This is a genomic window from Pseudoalteromonas sp. P1-9 (assembly GCF_001399975.1).
Classification (GTDB): Bacteria; Pseudomonadota; Gammaproteobacteria; order Enterobacterales; family Alteromonadaceae; genus Pseudoalteromonas.
Genome location: NZ_LKBD01000034.1, coordinates 26,555 through 48,093, shown reverse-complemented (window position 1 = coordinate 48,093; position 21,539 = coordinate 26,555). Strand labels below are relative to the sequence as shown.

Below are 21,539 nucleotides of genomic sequence, written 5' to 3'. Positions count from 1 at the left end.
ACTAAACTCCTTGCTTAGTTAAATTGAACGTTTGGGTTGTATCTGTTGCATGCTGCTTACTGGCGGGCATTTTAATGTGGCTTGAAAGCACCCATGCACTGTAGCTACTCAGAGTGAGCATCTGTCCTGGACTTACGCATTCATCATCCCGTTCGTTAGAATGCGATGACAGTCGAATACGCCAACAATGATGCGCTTCTTGCTCCGGCAACTTAAACGCTACGTTACTACTGGATGCATTAAACAGCAGTAACAGTGCTTTATCGTCTTGAATATCTTCCATTAAATACCCAAGGCAATGGCCGTCTGGGTTGTGCCAATCGCTATCTTGCATGAGCGCACCGTGTTCGTTTAACCAAGTAACACTAAAGCGCGGATCATCATCGTGAATAAAGTGGCTCTGGCGATACAACGAAAATTCACTGCGTAGTTTTAAAGCGCGACTAATAAACTGATACAGCGGATGCTGTTGCGGCTCATCTAACCCGTTAGTGTGCCAATCAATCCAGCTTATTTCGTTATCTTGGCAGTAGGCGTTATTGTTGCCACCTTGCGAATGTGCCACTTCACTGCCGCCACACAGCATTGGCACACCGTTAGATAAACATAGGGTTAACAGCAGGTTTTTTTGCGCACGCAAACGCAATGCATTGATTTCACTGTTTTCGGTTTGCCCTTCAACGCCCCAATTGGTCGATAAATTATGATCGTGACCATCGCGGTTTTCTTCTTGATTGGCTAGATTATGTTTATTGGTATAGCTGACTAAGTCGGCTAAGGTGAAGCCATCGTGGGCGGTGATAAAGTTAATACTAGAGGTAACCGAACGCCCTTTTTTCTCAAACAAATGGCTTGAGCCATGAAAGAAACGAGCAAACTCTGGCAGCATGCTGGTATCACCTCGCCAAAAGCTGCGCACGGTGTCACGGTATTGGTCGTTCCACTCGCGCCACGGAGCAACATAATTACCGAGTTGATAACCATCTATTGCTAAATCCCAAGGCTCTGCAATCAGTTTCACGCCTTTTAATACGGGATCTTGCGCGAGGGTTTGAAAGAAAGTGTGGTGTTTTTTAAAGCCGTCTTGGTCACGGCCTAAAATACTGGCTAAATCAAAGCGAAAGCCATCAACCCCATACACTTGCACCCAATAGCGCAGGCTATCCATCACTAGCTGTAAACTTTTAGGATGTGAAATATTTAGCGTGTTACCGCAACCAGTATCATTTACATAATAGGCAAAATTATTTTGCTGCAATCGATAGTAAGTTTGATTATCAATGCCGCGAAGTGACAAGGTTGGCCCTTGCTCGTTACCCTCAGCGGTATGGTTGAAAACCACATCAATAATCACTTCAATACCCGCTTCATGTAGCACCGATACCATTTGCTGGAACTCTTGTTCTTGCTTGGTATGGGCATAGGCTAAGTGCGGCGTAAAAAAGTTTAGGGTGTTGTAACCCCAATAGTTGCTAAGGCCTCGCTCAGGTAAAAATGCTTCACTAATAAAGCTATGTACCGGTAGCAATTCAATGGCTGTTACGCCTAAACTTTTTAAATGCCAAATAAAGTTGGGGTGAGCTAAACCCAAGTAGGTACCGCGTAACTCCTCTGGAATAGAAGTATATTGTTTGGTTGCGCCTTTGGTATGGCATTCATAAATAACCGTTTTATGCCACGGAATATTCGGTTTAGTACCCGTGTAATATGGCAGTGTTGATACTTTACATTTTGGCATATCCATTGCCGAATCAAGCTGCCAAAACACGTCATCTGAACTGTGTGCATTGCCCCAGCTAAACTCACCAAACAATGATTTTGCATAAGGGTCTAACAGTAATTTGTTGGGATTAAAGTAACACCCTTTTTTCGGGTTGTATTTGCCGTAAACACGGTAACCGTAGAGCTGTTCTTGTCCCACCCCGCGAATAAAAATATGCCAAATATCTTGCTCATCGCGATAAAGTGGAATGCGCGCTATCTCGCTGTGACCACTTTGATCGAACAAGCACAGCTCAACCTTAGTTGCGCGTTCAGAAAAAATAGCAAAGTTAGTGCCGTTTTCACTTGGTGTTGCACCCAGTGGCGAGGTGTTTCCCGGGCGAATTGCAAAACGGGCTGAGACCATTATTTTGCCACCAAATAATAGGTCGCAAGTGGTGCGAGGGTTAACGATATACTGTGCTCGAAGCCATGATTATTTTCTTTGAATACGGGTAGTTCGTTTTCAACTAATACGCCACTGCCACCAAATTGCGTGTCGTCGGTATTCAATACCAACTGATACCGTTTTGCTTTTGGTACGCCTAATTTAAAGTGTTCATGCACCTCGGGCGTAAAGTTGCATATCGCTATAACATTTGGTTCGCTACTACTTTTACGAATAAAACTAAACACGCTTTGATCAGCATTGCCGCCATCAATCCAGCGAAAACCCTCGCCGTTATTATCTTTTTCGTATAGTGGCGGGTAGGTTTTGTACGTTGTGTTTAACGCTTTTATAAGGTTAAAAATACCTTGATGTTTTGCCTCATTAAGTAAATGCCAGTCTAGGCTCTTATCATGATCCCACTCATCATATTGAGCAAATTCACCGCCCATAAACAGTAGTTTTTTACCGGGATGTGCCCACATAAAGCCATAAAATGCACGTAAGTTCGCAAACTTTTGCCAGTCATCGCCCGGCATTTTATTAATTAGTGAGCCTTTACCGTGCACCACTTCATCGTGCGATAGCGGCAGAATATAATTTTCGCTAAACGCATAGACTAATGAAAACGTCATCTCGTTATGGTGATGGCGGCGGTATATGGGATCTTTTTTCATATACTCTAGGCTGTCATTCATCCAGCCCATATTCCATTTAAAACCAAAACCTAAACCCGATTGGTTAGTGGGTTTGGTCACCCCCGGCCATGCAGTAGACTCTTCAGCAACCGTGACAATATTTGGGTTTTCGCCGTAAACACTGGCATTAATTTGCTGCAGTAAACTAATGGCTCCGAGGTTTTCGCGGCCGCCATAACAATTTGCTACCCACTGCCCTTCTTCGCGGCTGTAATCAAGGTACAGCATCGATGCCACTGCATCGACACGAATACCATCAATACCAAACTCTGTTAGCCAATATGTGGCATTTGAGAGCAAAAAGCTGCGTACCTCAGCACGGTCGTAATTATAAATATAGGTATTCCAATCAGGGTGGTAGCCTTGGCGTTTATCGGCATGTTCATATAAATGAGTGCCATCAAACATGGCTAAGCCATGCGGATCATTTGGAAAATGCCCCGGCACCCAATCAATCAATACGCCTAGCCCCGCGGCTTTAATTTGACTAATAAACTCAGCAAATTCGTTAATATCGCCAAAGCGACTGGTTGGCGCATAAAGGCCAACAGGTTGATAGCCCCACGAACCATCGAATGGAAATTCACTGATTGGCATTAATTGAATATGGGTAAACCCAAGATCTAATACATAGGGGATCAATTGTTCGGCAAGTTGCTGGTAGCTCAAATAACCGTTACCTTGCTCAACATTGCGACGCCACGAACCTAAGTGCACTTCATAAATACTAATTGCTTGATTGAATTTATTAATCGGCGAAATTGGCGCAGGAGCTTTTGGTAAGCTAGCTACCCGCGAGGCCGTATGGGGCGGCAACTGCATTTGCAGCGCAAATGGGTCGGCTTTTTCAATACGCTCGTTGTGCTCGGTTAGCAGGCTGTATTTGTAATTTTTATCGCTTAAATCTTCCCCGATAAAAATTTCCCACACCCCAGATGCTGGGTGAAAACGCATAGGGTAGCAACTGGCATCCCAAAAATTAAAATCACCAATTACTGACACCGCTTTTGCATTGGGTGCCCACACGGTAAAACGCGTGCCTTTAACCCCTTGCTGCGTTATAAAATGCGCGCCAAAGTGACGATATGCATGTGCCAATGTACCTTGATTAAACAAATACATTGCTTCGCTATCAAGGCTCGATTCAAAACTATATGCATGGTAACGCTGCACCTGACAATCACCATAATCGATATCCAGTTTAATTGGCTCGGTGACTTTGTTGCGACTTACTACCAACTGAAAAAGCGCCGTATCTTGAAACTTTTCCAAAGCTAATTGTTGATTTTCACTACAAATCGCAACTTTTTTAGCGCCTGGTATGTAACAGCGAACTACCGCTAATTCATTATTAATAGTGTGTTTACCCAAAAAGCTAAACGCATCGATAAAATCGCCACGTTGCAGCGAATGTGCTTTTTCTAACGTGTTATGTGCTTCGTTAAGTTCATTAAGCGAAGCAAAGTTAGCTACTGACATTATTTCTCCTAGCATTTAGCAACTGCCAAAATCGCGGTTGTTGCACGCTGGTGTGTTGCTCTTCATGGGGCATTGGGCCAAAAATAGTAAGCAAATTGCGTGATAGGCGACGTCGCCAGTTAGGGTATTCTTGATCGGTTCCTGGAATATTGACTGCGAAGGTTTCGCCACTAAGATCATCCAGTTGTAAACATAAAAATTGCGAGTTTGATGCGCTCAGTGTCTCAACAACTGCGGCATAAATAGCACTGGCATCATCTGAGTTTGGCAATGTGTTTGCCGCTTTTAGCCATTCGCGTAAGGCTAATTTATCTTGCTCGCGCTGCGTTATATCGTAGCCAAATTGCTCTGGGGTTGGGTAAAGCGAAAACGATTTTCGTGTTTCGATATCACGCTGTTGCCACCACGCAGAAAATGGCGCGACATCGTGATTTGCTATCATCAACATTGCATGTTTGCGGTGCGCTTGTGGCGCGATAAACTGCCCGTTCTGATCTTTTTCAAAATAAAAAATATCATTACCATAAACATGGGCCTTGTCTAAGCTTTGCTTAATCTGTTGTGGCACAACACCTAAATCTTCACCAATTACAACACATTGATTTAGATGACTTTCTAAGCATAAAATCGCCAGTAACTCATTAAATGGGTAATACACATAGCACCCAGCTGGTTGCTCATCGACTGTGACACACCACCAAAGCCGCAATAGCCCCATAACATGATCAATACGTAGGCCGCCGGCGGTCATATTGGCGCGAATTAAACTAATAAAGTGGGCAAAATTAGTTTGTTTTAGTTTCAACGGGTCGGGCACAGCCAATCCCCAATCTTGCCCATCAAGTGCCCATGGATCAGGCGGTGCACCAATGTTTGCATGTTCTACAAACAGCGCTTGATTGCGCTTATACTCTTCGCCATCGCGGGTACAGCCTACGGCTAGGTCTAAAATAAGCCCTATCGTCATCCCTTTGGTTTTGGCATAGCGCTGACAGTAATCCAGTTGCTCTTTGGCAACCCACTGCAAATAATATTCAAATTCAGAAAGCTGCCAGGTTTGATAGCGCTCAACAAACTCGCGGAACTCGTTCGCGCGTTGCGTTGTGTTTGCTAATTCCAATTCACAAAAATTTAAATACATCACTTTAAAGCATTTAAATTTATGGGTGGTTGCTTGGCGATAATCGATGTGCGTTGCATTACTTTGATATTCACCATTTGGCAATGAGTAATCAACGCACAGCCTTGGGCTGATATAAAGTGGATTAATTTGGTTGCGGTCACTTGGGCTATAAGGGCTAGCTCGCTCTGGTTCAGTGGCAAACAGTTTGTGCAGTGGGTTAAGCAAAATATAATCCGCGCCTTTTTCACTACTGCGCTGAATAAGCTCTTTCAATGATGAAAAATCGCCAAAGCCACTTTCTCGTTTATCACGAAGTGTATAAAGCTGACACGAAATGCCCCACGGTCTTTGACTTTCATTTAATGAAAAACAACTGGGTGGTGCCACAGCCAATGTCGCATTTGATCTTTGAACTTTTGAAATTTGTGAAGTAAAAACAACTTCAACTTGATAGTAGTTTGCTTCAAGCACAGGTAAGTCAATCTGATACTCTGAGTAACGTACATCATCAATAACATAGTTACCGACTTCAGTGCTCTCTGAGAGGTCGACTGCCAAACGGCAAAGCGCATTTCCACCTTGTAAAATAACAATTTCAAGGTGTTTGCTTGGCTCGTAACTCTCTGCACGCACCTTTAGCACAGCATGTTCAGTTGACGTTACTTGAAAGTCATTAACGCGCGTTTTCCAAGGCAATGCATCAAGGCTAAAATTTGTTTCGCGAATCGCTTGCTGATTAGTAACATCATGGCCACACGCTTTAAGTATGTGTTGCCTTACACCATCACTGATACGTGTTTGCTGTCCGTAATAATCGACATAATCGAGTGCTACCCCTTGTAGGTAGCAGAGCTGTTCTAATGCATTCACTCAAATTAAACTCGTACTGTAGAAACAACTGAGTTATCAGTACCAAACTCGTTTAGTAAATAGTGATCAGCAGCATGGTCATTTTGCCATTCCTGCTCATTAATGAGGTATTTAAACTGAAAGTCTTGCTCTGTAGGTAAGCGAAGTTTGGTGCGAAAAACCTGATCCTTTTTAACGTACTTCATACTAACAGGTTGCCAGTCGTTAAATTCGCCCGCCAACGACACATGGGTGTCAGCTTCTGCTGCAAATTCAAATGTTACTTCTGCTTCTTGCTTGGTCTTAAAAAATCGTTTAGTTAACATTGTTTTTTCCTTTCCATTTAACTAACACGCTTCAAACTGCCCAGCGTATAAACTGTGATTATCTAAACATAGGAATATTTACGCTTCGTGACAGTGCATAAAAAACTTTTTATGCACAAAATTGATGCAGAAAATCTCAAATAAGACGAAATATTCGCTATATATCCTTTTAACGCAAAATATAAGCCAATTGAGTATAGAAGTTATTAATAAAGGTACAAGCGAATAAAGCTAATGCGAATGTGAATTAATTTCATATATTAATAAACAAGTTAACTGTGAGCGATCATCGCTTCACAGTTAACAAATGGGTTAAAACAAATTCAAGCCAAACACCTCTTTTACATCACGCAAAACTTGTTGCGTTTTAAGGTCGGCGTGTTCGCTGCCTTTACGTAAAATATCGATTAGTTGGGCTTTGTCGTTTAAATACATCGCGCGCTTTTCACGAATTGGGGCGATAAGAGTTTGCAAGCAGTCTTCTAAAATCTTTTTGGTTGTACCATCGCCTAAACCGCCTTGTTGATATTGCTGCTTTAGCTCAGCCACATAGGCGGTATCAGGGTGAAACGCATCAAGGTAGGTAAAAACGACATTGCCTTCAACTTGCCCTGGGTCTTCTACACGTAAGTGATTTGGATCGGTGTACATCGACTTTACCGCGGTACGAATGTCTTTTTCGCTTGCGCCTAAATTAATGGTGTTGCCCATGGTTTTAGACATTTTGTTTTTACCGTCGGTACTTGGTAAGCGCGGCGCATTGCTTAATAACGCACGGCATTCATTTAAAATCGGTTTGCCCGCAAGTGAATTAACTTTTCTTACTATTTCATTGGTTTGCTCAAGCATTGGCAGTTGATCATCCCCAACCGGAATGAGCGTAGCATTAAACGCAGTGATATCCGCAGCTTGCGAAATTGGGTAGGTTAAAAACCCCGCGGGAACGCTGCGATTAAAGGCTTTACTTTGAATTTCACTTTTCACCGTAGGGTTACGCTCTAAGCGTGAAATGGTAACTAAATTACTGTAAAACATAGTGAGTTCGGCAAGTGCCGGCAGTTTTGATTGCAAACAAATTGTGGTTTGAAGAGGGTCGATACCCACGGCTAAATAATCAGCCACCACATTTAAAATGTTTTCGCTGACTTTTTTCGGGGTGTGGGCGTTATCGGTTAAGCCCTGCATATCGGCGACTAAAATGGTTTGCTCGTGCACATGTTGCAGTTGGGTACGTTGTTTGAGTGAGCCAACATAATGCCCTAAATGCAAAGGGCCTGTAGCTCTATCGCCGGTTAAAATTATTTCGTTTTGCTGTGATGTTGTTTGTCTCATTGTGTATCTCCAAGATAAAAAATCGCTACTGGAGATACAAAAAAGACGCGTCGCTTAAGCTACCTACCAGCAGCTTAAGAATGTAAAAATCCTGTGCCGCTCTATTTTGAGCGCCACCAAGATGTGAATGATGTGATAGTAGGAATATGTAACGTATTTTTCATAACGCCACCACGTTAACAAACCTCTACAAATTTCACAATCAAAGATTTTGTTTAATTATTTTATAAGCGACAAGCCATATTTAGTGAGTTTGCGATACAAAGTCCGACTGCTGACACCAAGTTTAAGAGCCAGCTCTTCAGTGCTACCTTGGAAATGTTCAACGGCCTTTGCTAAGTAGGTATGCTCAGCCTGCTCTAGCGATAGCACTTCAAATACTTCGCCATAAATTGGCTGTGCCAAATCTGCGTTAGGCTCTGCTGTAGGCTGCAAATTAGCTGTGTTTTCAAAAGGGATGTCGGTGTCGTAAATGACATCGTCATCGGCCAAAATAGCAGCTTGCAATACGATGCTTTTTAACTCTCTAATATTACCGGGGTAAGCATATTGCGAGAGCCTTTTAAGTGCCGCTTCACTGAATTGTTTGTCTTTAAATTCAGAGTGTTTTAAAAAGAACTTAGCTAGCAATGCAATGTCAGCTTGGCGGCTTTGCAGTGACGGTAAATTTATCGGAAAAGTAGCAATACGATAATACAAATCTTTTCTGAATTCGCCTTTTTCAACCATTTCTAACAGGTTTTTATGGCTTGCACAGACTAAGCGAAAATCTGTGCGTTTTTGTCTTAAGCTGCCGACGGCACGAAAGCTCTGTGTTTCAATTAATCGCAACAGTTTTACCTGCATATTAAGCGGTACATCACCAATTTCATCAAAAAACAATGTACCGCCTTCGACAATTTCGACCAGACCTTTCTTTTGGCTTGTGGCGCCAGTAAACGCGCCTTTTTCGTGACCAAATAACTCAGACTCGAATAACTGCTCGGGTAAACCAGAACATTCAATAACAATAAACGGCTTACCTTTACGCCTACTTGCATCGTGCAACGCGCGAGCCACCAACTCTTTACCTGTGCCGGTTTCGCCTTGTAATAAAACCGAGATTTCGGTTTTTGCAGCTCGGTTTACTTTATTGAGTAGCGCTTTAAAGGCATCAGACTGGCCAAGCATTTTATTCTTTTGCGCTTTTACTGAGGCAAAGTCGATTTTATCGAGGATCTCAACGAAGCCCATTAATACATCGTTTTCATCAAAAATAGGCTTCATCACAATATCGCAATATTGCTTACCTAAATGGGTGTCGTGAATATGCACGACACTGGTTGGCTTGTTGGTTTTTTTGCACTCGATCATGGGGCAAGCTTCACCCATTTGATCGCAGGGTTTACTGGATCTATGCGATATGGCAAAGCAGGTACTTTTACCCAGCTCAATTGGCGTTTGATAGGTATCGCGATAGGCGTTATTCACCGCCACAATGACATAATTTAGGTCAATAAAAATTGCTGGTTTCTCAATAATATTGATTAAACCTTGGATCACCGAATTTGCCATATCTCACACTTACCCAAGTTAGTTCGCACCGTTTAACTTAAAACGAGTGTACTGCAAAAAAAGCGTTGTGACAAAAGTGCCTTTAAACCTCATTTTGTCTGTCAAAAATGTCATTTAATGATTTCGTCTTTATCGAATGAATTTTTTAAATTTTAAATTAACGATTAAAAACAACGCCTTATTTTATTTTTCGACTACATCTAAGGTTGGTATGTTTTCTGCCATAACAGGAAGTAACCTAATCTAAAGGAGTTCGAAATGAATGAAGCATTGGTTGAATTGTCACGTTGGCAATTTGCACTTACCGCCATGTTCCACTTCATATTTGTACCGCTGACCTTGGGCCTGAGTTTTATGCTGGCCATTATGGAATCGGTATATATGATGACGGGCAAAGAAATCTATAAAACCATGACTAAGTTTTGGGGAAAGTTATTTGGTATTAACTTCGCCCTTGGTGTGGCTACGGGTTTAACCATGGAGTTCCAGTTTGGTATGAACTGGGCGTATTACTCGCATTATGTCGGTGATATTTTTGGTGCACCGCTGGCAATTGAAGGGTTAATGGCGTTTTTCTTAGAATCTACGTTCGTTGGCTTGTTCTTTTTTGGCTGGGATAAAATGTCAAAGGTCAGGCACCTTATGGCAACCTGGCTTGTGGCGTTAGGCTCTAACTTTTCGGCGCTTTGGATCTTAATTGCCAATGGTTGGATGCAGCATCCGGTAGGCGCAGAATTTAACTTCGAGTCGATGCGTATGGAAATGACCAGTTTTGCTGAGGTGATGTTTAACCCCGTTGCCCAAGTTAAATTTGTGCATACCGTATCAGCGGGTTATGTCACAGGCGCAATGTTTGTGCTAGCTATCTCAAGCTATTACCTCTTAAAACATAAACATATTGCCTTTGCGCGTCGCTCATTTGCGATTGCAGCAAGCTTTGGTTTAGCGTCAATTTTATCGGTGATTGTGCTCGGTGATGAAAGTGGCTATGAGCTTGGCGATGTACAAAAAGTAAAACTCGCGGCTGTTGAAGCCGAATACGATACCCATCCTGCACCTGCACCATTTACGTTGTTTGCTATCCCCAATGATGAAAAAGAAGAAGCCGAATATGCGGTGCGCATTCCTTGGCTGATGGGCATTATCGCGACGCGCTCGCTTGATGAAGAAGTGATGGGCATTAAAGAGCACAAAGTACTGCATCGTGAACGTATTTTATCTGGATTGGTTGCCAAAAACTTACTCGATACCGTGCGCAGCGGTAACGCAACAGAAGCACAAATGGCACTGTTTGAAGCACATAAAAAAGACTTGGGCTATGCCATGTTATTAGAACCATTTACCAACGACTTTGTCAGCCCAAGTGAAGAAGCCATCGAAAAAGCAGTCAATTACAGCATCCCACCTGTTGCACCTCTTTTCTGGAGTTTCAGAATTATGGTGTTCTCTGGCTTTGTTATGCTATTCGTTTTTGCCGCAGCATTTTATTACAGCACTAAACATCAAATCACCAAACCCAAATGGCTGTTAAAGCTGTCGCTGTTCTCTTTACCTCTGCCTTGGATTGCCTCTGAAGCGGGTTGGTTTGTTGCTGAGTTTGGTCGCCAGCCGTGGTCAATTGCCGAGGTGCTACCTGTGCATGCTTCGGTATCAAACCTAACCGTGGGTGAAGTGTGGTTTACCTTAATTGCTTACACCAGTTTTTATGCGGTGATGTTTGTTATTGGCTTCTATTTAATGAAGAAATACGCCAAAAAAGGACCAGTGCCAGAGCAACAAAGCACACCTTTCGATGGCAATGCGCAACTATCGGCTGAAGGAGCACAATCATGATTGATTATGAATTTTTACGCTTAGTGTGGTGGGGCTTAGTAGGCGTATTGCTGATTGGCTTTGCCATTACCGACGGGTTTGACTTAGGCGTGGGAGCACTGCTTACGCTAGTAGGCAAAAGCGACGAAGACCGCCGCGTGATGATCAATACAATCGGCCCCCATTGGGACGGTAACCAAGTGTGGTTTATTACTGCTGGCGGCGCAATTTTTGCGGCTTGGCCACTTATTTATGCGGCAGCATTTTCGGGGTTTTATATCGCTTTAGCGCTGACGCTCATTGCCTTATGGATGCGCCCAATTGGCTTTGACTACCGCAGTAAATTGCCCAATAAAACTTGGCGCACAGCGTGGGACTGGGCACTATTTTGTGGCGGCTTAGTGCCCGCGCTTATCTTTGGTGTGGCGTTTGGTAATTTACTACTAGGCGTACCATTTGAATTTGATAATACCTTACGTCCGACTTATACCGGCAGCTTTTTTGGCTTGCTTAATCCGTTTGCCATTTTAGCAGGGCTGGTATCGGTCGCGATGTTGCTGACCCATGGCGCTAACTGGTTGCAGCTTAAAACCGAGGAAAATTTACTCGCACGCGCGCGCATTGTGTCGTTCTATTTGTCATTAGTGACTGTGTTGCTCTTTATGTTAGCGGGTGTGGTCGTTGCCAATATTGACGGTTATGTGATCACTTCAAGTGTTGACCCTTTAGCAACATCAAACCCGCTGACCAAAACGGTTGAAGTAGTATCGGGCGCGTGGCTTAACAATTACAGCACTTACTCGTGGATGCTAGTTGCCCCTGTACTTGGCATTTTTGCGGGGCTTGGCTCTGCATGGTTTAGCAAGCAACAGCGCGGTGGCTGGGCGTTTTTAATGTCGTCATTGATGATGGCGGGCATTATTTTAACCGCAGGCGCTGCCATGTTCCCGTTCCTTATGCCAAGTAGCAGCATGCCAAACGCGAGTTTAACAGTGTGGGATGCCACATCGAGTTACTTAACGCTCAAAACCATGTTTATTGTTGCCTGTATTTTTGTGCCAATTGTATTGAGTTACACCGCATACAGCTTTTATGTGATGCGCGGGCGTATTAAAGCGCAAGATTTAGATAAACCACACACAATTTATTAAGGAGTGGCTTATGTGGTATTTCACTTGGATTTTAGGTGTTTTATTAGCGTGTTCTTTCGGCATTATTAATGCGATGTGGCTAGAAGCCACCGAAGACATGGACAGAGACGACACCAGCGATGATTAAACACAATCACGCAGCAAATGGCGACATGGAGGTCGCCGCTACCGAGCTATTACATAGCCAGCAGCAAAAAGTAAAAAATGCGCTGCAGGGTGTGTTAGCTCTTAAAAGCGGTGCCTTTTTATGCCAGCTGACGGCTTTCGCAGCATTTAGCTTTTTAGTGGCCAGATTGCTCGCAAGTGATGTTAATAGTCTGGTTATGAGTCACTTTTTTAGCGCAAACACACACTATGAATGGGCGCTCAATATATTGGTTGGGGCATTAGTTTCAAGCGTGATTCTTAACCTTTTTGCGCATAACCGCCTAATGGCATTACAAGCAAGCAGCTTGGCCTATTTAGAAGCGAAGTTACATGGCGCTTTTAAACAAGCCCAGCACGCGTTAGTTCGTCAACATAGTCATTTTTACTGGCAGCAACTCAGCACCGAGCACCTTCATGCGATAGTGAAATTTATCAGTGAATTTCAATTACAAAAATGGCTTGCGGTGGTTGCGCCTTTGTTATTGCTTGGCGTGATTGCTTATGTGAACTGGTTTGTGTTTGTTATTTTATTAGTGTGTTTGCCTGTGGTGCCGCTGTTTATGATCATCATAGGCAAAGGCACAAAGCACTTACATAACACCTATTTTGTGGCATTTGAGCGTTTAGGCAGTATGTTTGCCAATCGCCTTAGCAACATTGAATTGATCAATGTATTTTCTGCCAACAGGCAGCAAACACAGCGCCTTGAGCAAAGTTCAAACACGCTTAATTCCAGCACCTTAAAAGTGCTTCAAGTGGCTTTTTTAAACCAAACTGTTTTAGATTTTTTTTCAACGCTGTCGATGGCACTCATTGCCGTTTATGTTGGGTTTAACCTGTTAGAAGAGATAAATTTAGGGCCCAAACTGGTGTTTGCCGATGGCTTATTTTTACTCATCGCGGTGCCTATGGTGTTTAGCGAGCTTAAACAATTAGGCAATTTATACCACCAAAAAGCGGCTGCACAGGTTGCAGCATCAGAGCTGGCTAGTGTGCTTTGTAACAGTCAACAAAGTGCCGATGTACTGCAATCTCCTAGCATAGATTGGCATGACTTTCAGGTTGTTAATACCGCGGTTTTTGCAAAGCATTTATTTGTTGAGCGTGGCCAGCATATTTGGCTAAGTGCACCATCAGGTGCTGGCAAAACGCTATTATTTGAAGCGCTTAGCAAACAGCGACAAGCAAGCCATCAAACCATACAGAAAGTGGCGCTGCTGACACAATCTCCCTGCATTTTACGCGGCACTGTTCGCGACAACTTAACACTCAACAGGCCAATTGCTGATAAAGCGCTTTTTGCGATGTTAGAAAAAGTTGAGCTAATGGCTTGGTATAAAAATTTAAAGCAGGGGCTTAACACGCCTATGGACGAGTGTCCGCCTCTTTCTGGCGGTGAAAAACAGCGCTTGAGTTTAGCAAGGCTGTTACTGTGCGATGCCGACCTGTATTTACTCGACGAACCCACCGCATTTTTAAGTGACGCGCAACATTTGCGACTCTGCAGGTTAATTGAAACGGTTCTAAAAGATAAAACCGTTATTTGGGTATGTCATAAGCCACAGTCGCAGGGCTGGTTTAGCCATATTTGGCACATTAACGAGCTTGGCGAGGTGCTTTGTCATGCAAACTAATACATTAAAAACCAACTTATTGGCGCTGTTACTGAGTGTGGCTTATAGCCTAGCGGCAATGGGGTTATTGCTGGTTTCGAGTTGGTTTATTGCCGCGGCAAGTGTAGTGGGCAGTAGCTTAAATTACATGTTACCCGCTGTTATTATTCGGGCTTTAGCACTTATTCGCATTGCGTCGGGTTATGCGGCTTTGTTGGTTGGTCACAGTGGCTTTTTTAAATCGTTACAAACCAAACGTATGACACTATTTGCAGAAAGTTTGGATAACTTAAGCTTGCTTGAGCAAGTTAAAAGCAGCGCGCAGGTTGAGGCAATGAGCACCACCACAGAGCAACAAGCGGCGCTTTGGATTGCTTGGGTAAATCAAAATGCTGCGATGTTTATCACCTTACTGCTGCTAAATATCAGTATTAACCTGCTTATTCCTAGTCATCTTACTTATGTGTTGTGTGTAACATTTGCTTTTATTTTAGTTTACGCGCTGCTCATTATTTTTGGCTTAAAACAAGCGGGCAAAATTGCCAAACAAAAAGAGCGCTTTATCACTGAATTTGATGATAAGTTACATAGCTCACCGCTTTGGCATCTTCAAACTGAGTTTTTAGACAAACATATTCAACAAAAAAACAATCAATTTGCATCAACCTCTCAACTGTTAAACGCGCAACAAACACAGCAAAAGGCGATTTTTTACGGCCAACTCTGTTTGCAGCTTTTCGCCACTTTAGCTTTGTATCTGCTTTTCAAGCAGTATGCTGGCGCGGCATCGCAAAATGCATTGTTTATTTTAGTGCCCATGTTATTGCTAAGCATTAACGATTGGCTTGGCAAGCTACTGCATTCACAATCTGGGCTAGTAGATTTTATTCAAGCCAAACAAGGTGACGCTGAAAAAGCTCTGGTGAATACAGTCGACAAAGAAGCGCTATCATGGTCACCAAAAATTACCCGACATAGCCAAGCAATTCATGCGCTGAGCCTTAATAATGTAACCGCTTGCAGCGTGCAACGATTGCCCATTTCAATTGAAATAAATAATACCGGTTGCTATTTATTTGAAGGCAGCTCGGGAGCTGGTAAGTCTTCGTTATTAAAGGCGGTTGCCGGGCTTCAGCCATTTCAGGGCGATATTTCGTTTAACCAACAATCCATCGTTCAACACTTTGGCAAACTACATGAGCGCATTGTGTATTGCGGGCAATCAGCCCCCATATTAGATGGCACCTTGGCTGAGAACCTTTCTTTAGGTCATGAAATAGAGCAAGACACTCTACAGCAGGTGCTCAATGACGCTAATTTGTCTTACCTAGGCGCATTTACGCAATGGCTAGGTTCGGGCGGCAAACAGCTCTCTGGTGGCGAAAGACAACGCCTGAACCTTGCAAGGGCATTGTTATTTAAGCCCGATGTGGTGTTACTAGATGAACCGTTTGAAGCGCTCGACAATCACAATATTGCACTTATGGTTCGGCTTATTAATCAATTGAGTAAAACCTGTATCGTGCTGATTGCTAGCCATATTGTGCCGAAAGCACTAACGCTTAATCAGCGTATTGATATTGAAAATGGTCGTGTATTTTCTGAAGAAAATAACTCAGAGGAAAAGTGCTATGGCTGAGTCATTAGGTGTCATTGAGATTGTTTATGATAACCAGCTAATTGCTTATCTAATTAGAGATACGTTAACGCCTTATTGTGCGGTAATTGCACTTTGTATTTCAGATCAGAAAAAACACGACTATATGGTTGAGCGACTTGAAAACTGCCCGTGTGAAACACAGTGGTGGTTAATCGCTTGCGATGCCAATGCACAACTAAGTTGGGTGAATCAGTTAGCGCAGCGATTTACAGGGCAGTTGATGCTAGCAAAAGCGTGTTTAACAAATACATCAAATCATGTCGCGTTAGATTTAAGTAATGGTGACATGCTTGAGCATAATGAAATGCTGCATTTAGGCCATTTAATACTCACCATTCAATATGTCAAAGCAAATAGCTTGAAAGTATCACTGCTTATTTGTGACAACATGGTGTTTTGCTTGCAATCTAGTGCTCTTGAATTTTCAGCCACTTGCATGGGCAATGTACTCAAACAAAGCAGCATAAAGTGGGATAAATTCAGTGAAATTTATTGCCCCGTGTTCACAGCAGATCTGCCTTTTTCGAGCTCAAAGCGCACTTTTTGGCAACTCGAAACCCTGCTAAACCGAAATAACTTAACCGACACTTTAAAAAATTAGATAGGTAGCAAGATGACCGAAACCAACTGTTCAACGATACAAGCAGCGATTAATGCCTGTGCAATATCTTTAATAGTATTTGCAGGTGCTGTTCACGCTAGTGATGCAATCGCGCAAAAAGCACAGCTCGATATGCAAGCCAAGAAGATCACCAATGCATTTGCAACCGAGCTAAAAGCTACTTTAATGACAGCCGTGGCAAAAGGCGGGCTATCTGCTGGTATTGAGGTATGCCAAGAGCAAGCCCCTGAAATTGCCAAAAAATACTCGAGTCATGGTTGGCAAATCAGCCGCACAAGTCTAAAAACTCGTAATAGTCAGAATACCCCAAATATTGATGAGATAGCGATATTACAAGACTTTGCCAAGCGACTTGCTAGCGGTGAGCCTGCAAAAACAGTGTATTATTCGAACTTAAACCCCAAAAGCGGCGAATACCAATTTATGAAAGCGATTCCAACCGGGCAACTTTGCCTTGCTTGCCATGGCGAAAATATTAGCAACGACTTAAAGGCAAAAATCAAAGCGCATTACCCAAAAGATACAGCCACAGGCTTTAAACTTGGCGAACTAAGAGGCGCGTTTAAAGTCTATTTTCAGTCGTCAAACGCGCAGTAATTTGTCGTGCTCTTTTACTTTGGCGGCCAAATTATTGTTCCGCCAAAGCTAGGGCTAGGTTAAAACAATTCAGTATGATCTTTTATTAAAGTAACTTCGCCTGCCACCTGATGAGACAGTTGCGTTAATTGTTCAACCACTTCAAAGCTTGCTGATTCCATTAGAGCAAGATGGTGAGCGGCGGTACTTTTATCGCCTTTAAGATTTGCATTTAGTGCAGCTAAGCCATTTTGATGCACTTCAGCATGAGGCTTTTCAAGTTTTTTAAATGCCGAAAAACTAGTGTATTTACTGTGACCTTCACCTTCATAATACCACTTGCCTAAACGACACATTGTATGATCCGCAAAGTCCTCTGGTGATTTATTAGATAACCCCAACATTACTTGGTACACGTCCATTTTCCATACAACATGATCCATTTTTACTGTTTGTAAAAATGCATCAGCGGTTGAATTAGTGATTACCGTGTACATATTTTGTGAAAAATCTACAATTCGATTTGCGGTTTTATCAATACAACTTGTGCTGTCTTTAATTTTGACACTTTTTTCACCAACACCATTAATACTGCTAACCACATCTTTCATTTGACTGTTTACTTGTTCAATCAATACTGAAATCTCATTTGATGCTTCGGCAGAGCGCTGAGCAAGGGTTCTCACTTCATCTGCCACAACAGCAAAACCTCGGCCCTGCTCGCCTGCTCGCGCGGCTTCAATTGCAGCATTGAGTGCTAACAAGTTCGTTTGATCAGAGATCCCTTTAATAATATTAACGAAATCATTAATGCCTTTGGTCACTTCATTTAATTCGTCTACCGAATTTGACGCATGCTGTGAGTCATTAGAAATCACCGAAGTCGCACTAATTGTAGCGGCGAGCAAGTCTTTAATTTGATCAAATAACTGTTGCGACGCGTTAAAGTCATCGCGGTGTGCAATTAATTCTGCAGATGAAGCAGCGAGACTCTCACGAATTTGACCAAGTAACTCACCTGATTGCAGCGACAATTTACACAAAGATTCTTGATGTTGTGCGCGCTCCGACAACATATCTAAATCACTATTGAATCCCAAGCTATCCTGTTCAGAACGCGCTAACGCTTGGTTTAATTCGGCGTTTTCTTGTTTTAGGCGCTGGTTTTCTTGTTGTAGTTTTTCTAACTCGCTTTTGTTCACCCAATTTAAAAACATTAAGCACCTCTTAAAAAATAACAGATTAACGCTACGAAACCTAAAAAAGTAATACAGATCATTGTGTGTTACTTTGTTTCAAGATTGACTCGTGCAGCGTATAAAGAACCTAGTTATCGGCATATAAAAATAAAACGCCACTATATTAGGAATAATTTATTGTTTTTAGCAAGCACATTTAAGATGCTTCGCCGTTTTCAAGCAACAAAATGCGCAATTAACGTCTAGGCCATAACAAAATTCTAGTCGACAATCATAAAAAAAACACGTTTAAACAATAACAAAGCTAGTGCCTTGTATTTCTTTTGCTCGATAAACTGTTTGGTCTGCTTTCTTGATAAGCTTTTGCGGGATTAAGGTTACATGTTCTTCTTTTGAGGTCGAAACAGCACCTATCGAGCATTTTATTTCAATTAACTGTTCATTTAGTTGCTGCGGCTGCGCTAAACACTGCACCACTTTTTGACAAAACTGCGTCAGCTCAGATCCGGCAGCAACAAAGCAAATTCATCGCCGCCAAGGCGCGCTAACGTATCAGTTTCACAGCTAACCGAAGAAACAATTTCAACAAATCGCTTTAATAGCTCATCGCCTATATCGTGGCCATAAGTATCATTAATCGGTTTAAACTCATCGAGATCAAAATACAATAAACCAACCGCTCGCTTATTGCGTTTTGCCATTTTCAGCGCTTGCTTGCAGCGGTCTTGAAATAATAATCGGTTTGCAGCACCCGTTAGTGCATCATAGTGGGCAAGCTTCGTTAACTCCTGATTCAGCTTAAAGTCTTGAAATACGGCTTTAATACTATGTTCAAGCAAACCAATAGTAGCTGCAGGTAATGGCAACAAATCAATAGTTAAACGATTGGCGTTTGGCACGCGAAAACCATTAAAGTCGCGCGTTACTACCAGCACAGGCAGTAACGTGTTTGCTTTATTCAAATAATTGTACAGCGCTCTGAATTTACACTCGGTAACAATAATCAGCGACGGGCTATTTTTCGCAATATCACTCGATTTATTGAGAATGCATATACTATCAAACGACAGCGTTGTAAGCTTGAGTGTGCACGCTAACCAATGGGTTATTTCTTCTGACTCGGTAAAAATACCAACTTGACGGATTTTCGGATTATTCATAAAGACGCTAAAAACGATTTTTGTTTTTGCTCATTATTAAATAAAAGCAAAATATTGCCTACGAAAAAATAAGATCAAAAAAATCTTCAAAATTTTGGTGTTAAAACGGTTAAGTTATAGGCAGCAATAAAAATAAATTTTCAATATTAGATTTTTGATAAATTAAATTTATTGAACATTCCGGCTTATACGTTAGTTACGCACGTATGGGAATAACATAAGCGCATCTTGCACCAACTGCTTCTTATGACTTTTCGCAAGGTAAATCGCATAGATATCACGGCTATATTCAGGTGCACCCTCAACCGCATGTAATTTACCTTTGCGAATATGCTCAAAGCACATTTGTTTTGGCAGGTAGGCACAACCCGATGCCTCTAAAATAAAGTTTAACGCGATCCGCGGTTGACTCATATGATGGCGAATAGCATTTAACTCACTGTAATCACGTAAAATTTGACTGTTTACCGACTCACCATAATCAACCATAACCATGTTCTCAATATTGTGTAATGTCATATCGCGGTCAGTCGACACGAGTTGCAAAGGTACCGTTGCAACCTTCTCGTTCACTATGTCTTCTGTAAATGGCGGTTCGAATAAAAACGCGATATCCACTAAACGGCTAATTACTTGTTTTCTAAGCTCTAGTGGCGAATATGTATGGGTATATAAATGAACGTCATCTAGATTGCGGTGAATTTTTTGCAGCCAATCCTGCAGTACAATGTCCCAAATTGACATCATTGAACCAACAAACAATTGATAAGCGTTAGGCTGAGCGACGCCGACATCTTGTTTCAGCTTTTGCCACATAATTAGCATTTCATTGGCATGTTTAACGAGGCGGTGGCCTTCTGCGGTAAGTTTTAAACGTTTCTGTGTGCGATCAAATAACTGCACACCGAGCTCTTCTTCTAACTGTTTAATACGGCTACTAACAGCGGCTTGCGTTAGGTATAAGTTATCGGCTGCGACTCGCACATGTAAGGTTTGGCTCACTTCCAAAAACGTCGTTAAAAGCTCAATTTTCATTCGAAAACACCCTTTTTAATAAAATTATTTTATCAATTTGTGATTTTTATTTTGTTTTTCTTTTTAGATATTTTCAACTAATTTTCCCAACATAAATTTTATTGCACAAATAAACGCCAAAATAAGGATGCCAAATTATGAAAATTGCTATTTTATCTCGAAATGAAAACCTATATTCAACCCGCCGCTTAAAAGAAGCGTGTATCGCACGTGGTCACGAGGTTGATGTTATCGACACACTACATTGCTACATGGATATCACCAGTAGCCGCCCTGCGGTGCGTTACCACGGTCAAGAGCTACCAAAATACGATGCGATTATTCCGCGTATTGGTGCATCAGTTACGTTTTATGGCACTGCAGTTGCGCGCCAGTTTGAAATGATGGGTACATTTAACGTGAATGAATCGGTAGCGATTAGCCGCTCTCGAGACAAATTACGCTCACTACAGTTACTGTCGCGTAAAGGCGTTGGTCTGCCACGCACAGGATTTGCAAGCAAGCCAGACAACATTAAAGACTTAATTAAAAATGTGGGTGGCGCGCCTTTAGTAATCAAACTACTAGAAGGTACCCAAGGTATTGGTGTCGTACTCGCTGATACAGCAAAAGCAGCAGAAAGCATTATTGAAGCGTTTATGGGCTTAAAAGCTAACATTCTCGTGCAAGAGTATATTAAAGAAGCTGGCGGTGCTGATATTCGCTGCTTAGTTGTTGGTGGCCGTGTTGTTGCAGCGATGAAACGCCAAGGTGCAGAAGGTGAATTCCGTTCAAACTTACACCGTGGTGGCAGTGCTGAACTTGTAAAATTAACCAAAGAAGAGCGTGCAACTGCGGTTAACGCTGCCAAAGTAATGGGGCTTAACTTCTGCGGTGTAGATTTACTGCGCTCACACAATGGCCCTATGGTAATGGAAGTAAATTCATCTCCAGGTCTTGAAGGCATTGAAAATGCAACGGGATTAGACGTGGCAGGTAAGCTCATTGAGTTTATTGAAAAGACGGCTAAGTCTGGTTCAACAAAAACCAAAGGACAAGGTTAATTAACGCGATT

General features: G+C 42.3%; 16 protein-coding genes and 2 pseudogenes. 8 read left to right on the top strand and 10 right to left on the bottom strand.

The window, feature by feature from the left end:
- Nucleotide 1: 1 nt before the first annotated feature.
- The 6 genes from glgX to AN214_RS17255 all read right to left on the bottom strand — a co-directional run bounded on the left by glgX (nt 2) and on the right by AN214_RS17255 (nt 9,510).
- Nucleotides 2-2,128: a glycogen debranching protein GlgX gene (gene glgX / locus AN214_RS17280; protein ID WP_054980867.1), complete on the bottom strand. Its 2,127-nt coding sequence runs from the start codon at nt 2,126-2,128 to the stop codon at nt 2-4.
- On the bottom strand, nt 2,128-4,326 hold the full coding sequence (gene glgB / locus AN214_RS17275; protein ID WP_054980866.1) for a 1,4-alpha-glucan branching protein GlgB: 2,199 nt from the start codon (nt 4,324-4,326) through the stop codon (nt 2,128-2,130). Before glgB ends, glgX begins: the two co-directional genes overlap by 1 nt.
- On the bottom strand, nt 4,313-6,319 hold the full coding sequence (gene malQ / locus AN214_RS17270) for a 4-alpha-glucanotransferase (RefSeq protein WP_054980865.1): 2,007 nt from the start codon (nt 6,317-6,319) through the stop codon (nt 4,313-4,315). Before malQ ends, glgB begins: the two co-directional genes overlap by 14 nt.
- A 5-nt stretch (nt 6,320-6,324) precedes the next feature.
- The gene (locus AN214_RS17265; protein ID WP_054980864.1) at nt 6,325-6,624 is read right to left on the bottom strand and encodes an isoamylase early set domain-containing protein; all 300 of its coding nucleotides are present in this window, start codon (nt 6,622-6,624) and stop codon (nt 6,325-6,327) included.
- 312 nt (nt 6,625-6,936) lie between these two features.
- The gene (gene trpS / locus AN214_RS17260) at nt 6,937-7,956 is read right to left on the bottom strand and encodes a tryptophan--tRNA ligase (RefSeq protein WP_054980863.1); all 1,020 of its coding nucleotides are present in this window, start codon (nt 7,954-7,956) and stop codon (nt 6,937-6,939) included.
- A gap of 219 nt (nt 7,957-8,175) precedes the next feature.
- Entirely contained in the window at nt 8,176-9,510 is a 1,335-nt protein-coding gene (locus AN214_RS17255) for a sigma-54-dependent Fis family transcriptional regulator (RefSeq protein ID WP_054980862.1), read from the bottom strand.
- Between the two features lie 258 nt (nt 9,511-9,768).
- On the opposite strand from AN214_RS17255, the gene AN214_RS17250 reads away from it, so the two are divergent.
- Genes AN214_RS17250 through AN214_RS17225 form a run of 7 tightly spaced genes read left to right on the top strand, consistent with a single transcriptional unit; the run spans nt 9,769 to nt 17,112 of the window.
- Nucleotides 9,769-11,343 (top strand): cytochrome ubiquinol oxidase subunit I, encoded by a 1,575-nt coding sequence (locus tag AN214_RS17250; RefSeq protein WP_054980861.1) that lies wholly within the window; start codon nt 9,769-9,771, stop codon nt 11,341-11,343.
- Nucleotides 11,340-12,473, top strand: coding sequence for a cytochrome d ubiquinol oxidase subunit II (gene cydB, locus AN214_RS17245; RefSeq protein ID WP_054980860.1), 1,134 nt, complete (start codon nt 11,340-11,342; stop codon nt 12,471-12,473). The genes AN214_RS17250 and cydB overlap by 4 nt, the downstream gene beginning before the upstream one ends.
- A gap of 10 nt (nt 12,474-12,483) precedes the next feature.
- Nucleotides 12,484-12,600 (top strand): cytochrome bd-I oxidase subunit CydX, encoded by a 117-nt coding sequence (cydX, locus tag AN214_RS22280; RefSeq protein ID WP_010603848.1) that lies wholly within the window; start codon nt 12,484-12,486, stop codon nt 12,598-12,600.
- On the top strand, nt 12,593-14,254 hold the full coding sequence (locus tag AN214_RS17240; RefSeq protein WP_054980859.1) for an ABC transporter transmembrane domain-containing protein: 1,662 nt from the start codon (nt 12,593-12,595) through the stop codon (nt 14,252-14,254). Before cydX ends, AN214_RS17240 begins: the two co-directional genes overlap by 8 nt.
- On the top strand, nt 14,244-15,872 hold the full coding sequence (locus AN214_RS17235; RefSeq protein ID WP_054980858.1) for an ATP-binding cassette domain-containing protein: 1,629 nt from the start codon (nt 14,244-14,246) through the stop codon (nt 15,870-15,872). The genes AN214_RS17240 and AN214_RS17235 overlap by 11 nt, the downstream gene beginning before the upstream one ends.
- The gene (locus AN214_RS17230) at nt 15,865-16,494 is read left to right on the top strand and encodes a hypothetical protein (protein ID WP_054980857.1); all 630 of its coding nucleotides are present in this window, start codon (nt 15,865-15,867) and stop codon (nt 16,492-16,494) included. The genes AN214_RS17235 and AN214_RS17230 overlap by 8 nt, the downstream gene beginning before the upstream one ends.
- 12 nt (nt 16,495-16,506) lie before the next feature.
- Nucleotides 16,507-17,112, top strand: coding sequence for a DUF3365 domain-containing protein (locus tag AN214_RS17225; RefSeq protein WP_054980856.1), 606 nt, complete (start codon nt 16,507-16,509; stop codon nt 17,110-17,112).
- Between the two features lie 59 nt (nt 17,113-17,171).
- Here the strand turns inward: AN214_RS17225 and AN214_RS23345 are convergent, their stop codons facing one another.
- The 4 genes and pseudogenes from AN214_RS23345 to AN214_RS17205 form a co-directional block, all read right to left on the bottom strand.
- Entirely contained in the window at nt 17,172-17,534 is a 363-nt protein-coding gene (locus AN214_RS23345) for a CZB domain-containing protein (RefSeq protein WP_268795511.1), read from the bottom strand.
- Nucleotides 17,535-17,627: 93 nt separating this feature from the next.
- Nucleotides 17,628-18,167 (bottom strand): annotated as a pseudogene (locus AN214_RS23340) (methyl-accepting chemotaxis protein); the annotation flags it as partial.
- 411 nt (nt 18,168-18,578) lie between these two features.
- Nucleotides 18,579-19,450 (bottom strand): annotated as a pseudogene (locus AN214_RS17210) (diguanylate cyclase domain-containing protein).
- A gap of 192 nt (nt 19,451-19,642) precedes the next feature.
- On the bottom strand, nt 19,643-20,485 hold the full coding sequence (locus AN214_RS17205) for a LysR family transcriptional regulator (protein ID WP_054980852.1): 843 nt from the start codon (nt 20,483-20,485) through the stop codon (nt 19,643-19,645).
- 137 nt (nt 20,486-20,622) lie between these two features.
- On the opposite strand from AN214_RS17205, the gene rimK reads away from it, so the two are divergent.
- Nucleotides 20,623-21,528: a 30S ribosomal protein S6--L-glutamate ligase gene (gene rimK, locus AN214_RS17200; protein WP_054980851.1), complete on the top strand. Its 906-nt coding sequence runs from the start codon at nt 20,623-20,625 to the stop codon at nt 21,526-21,528.
- Nucleotides 21,529-21,539: the final 11 nt, after the last annotated feature.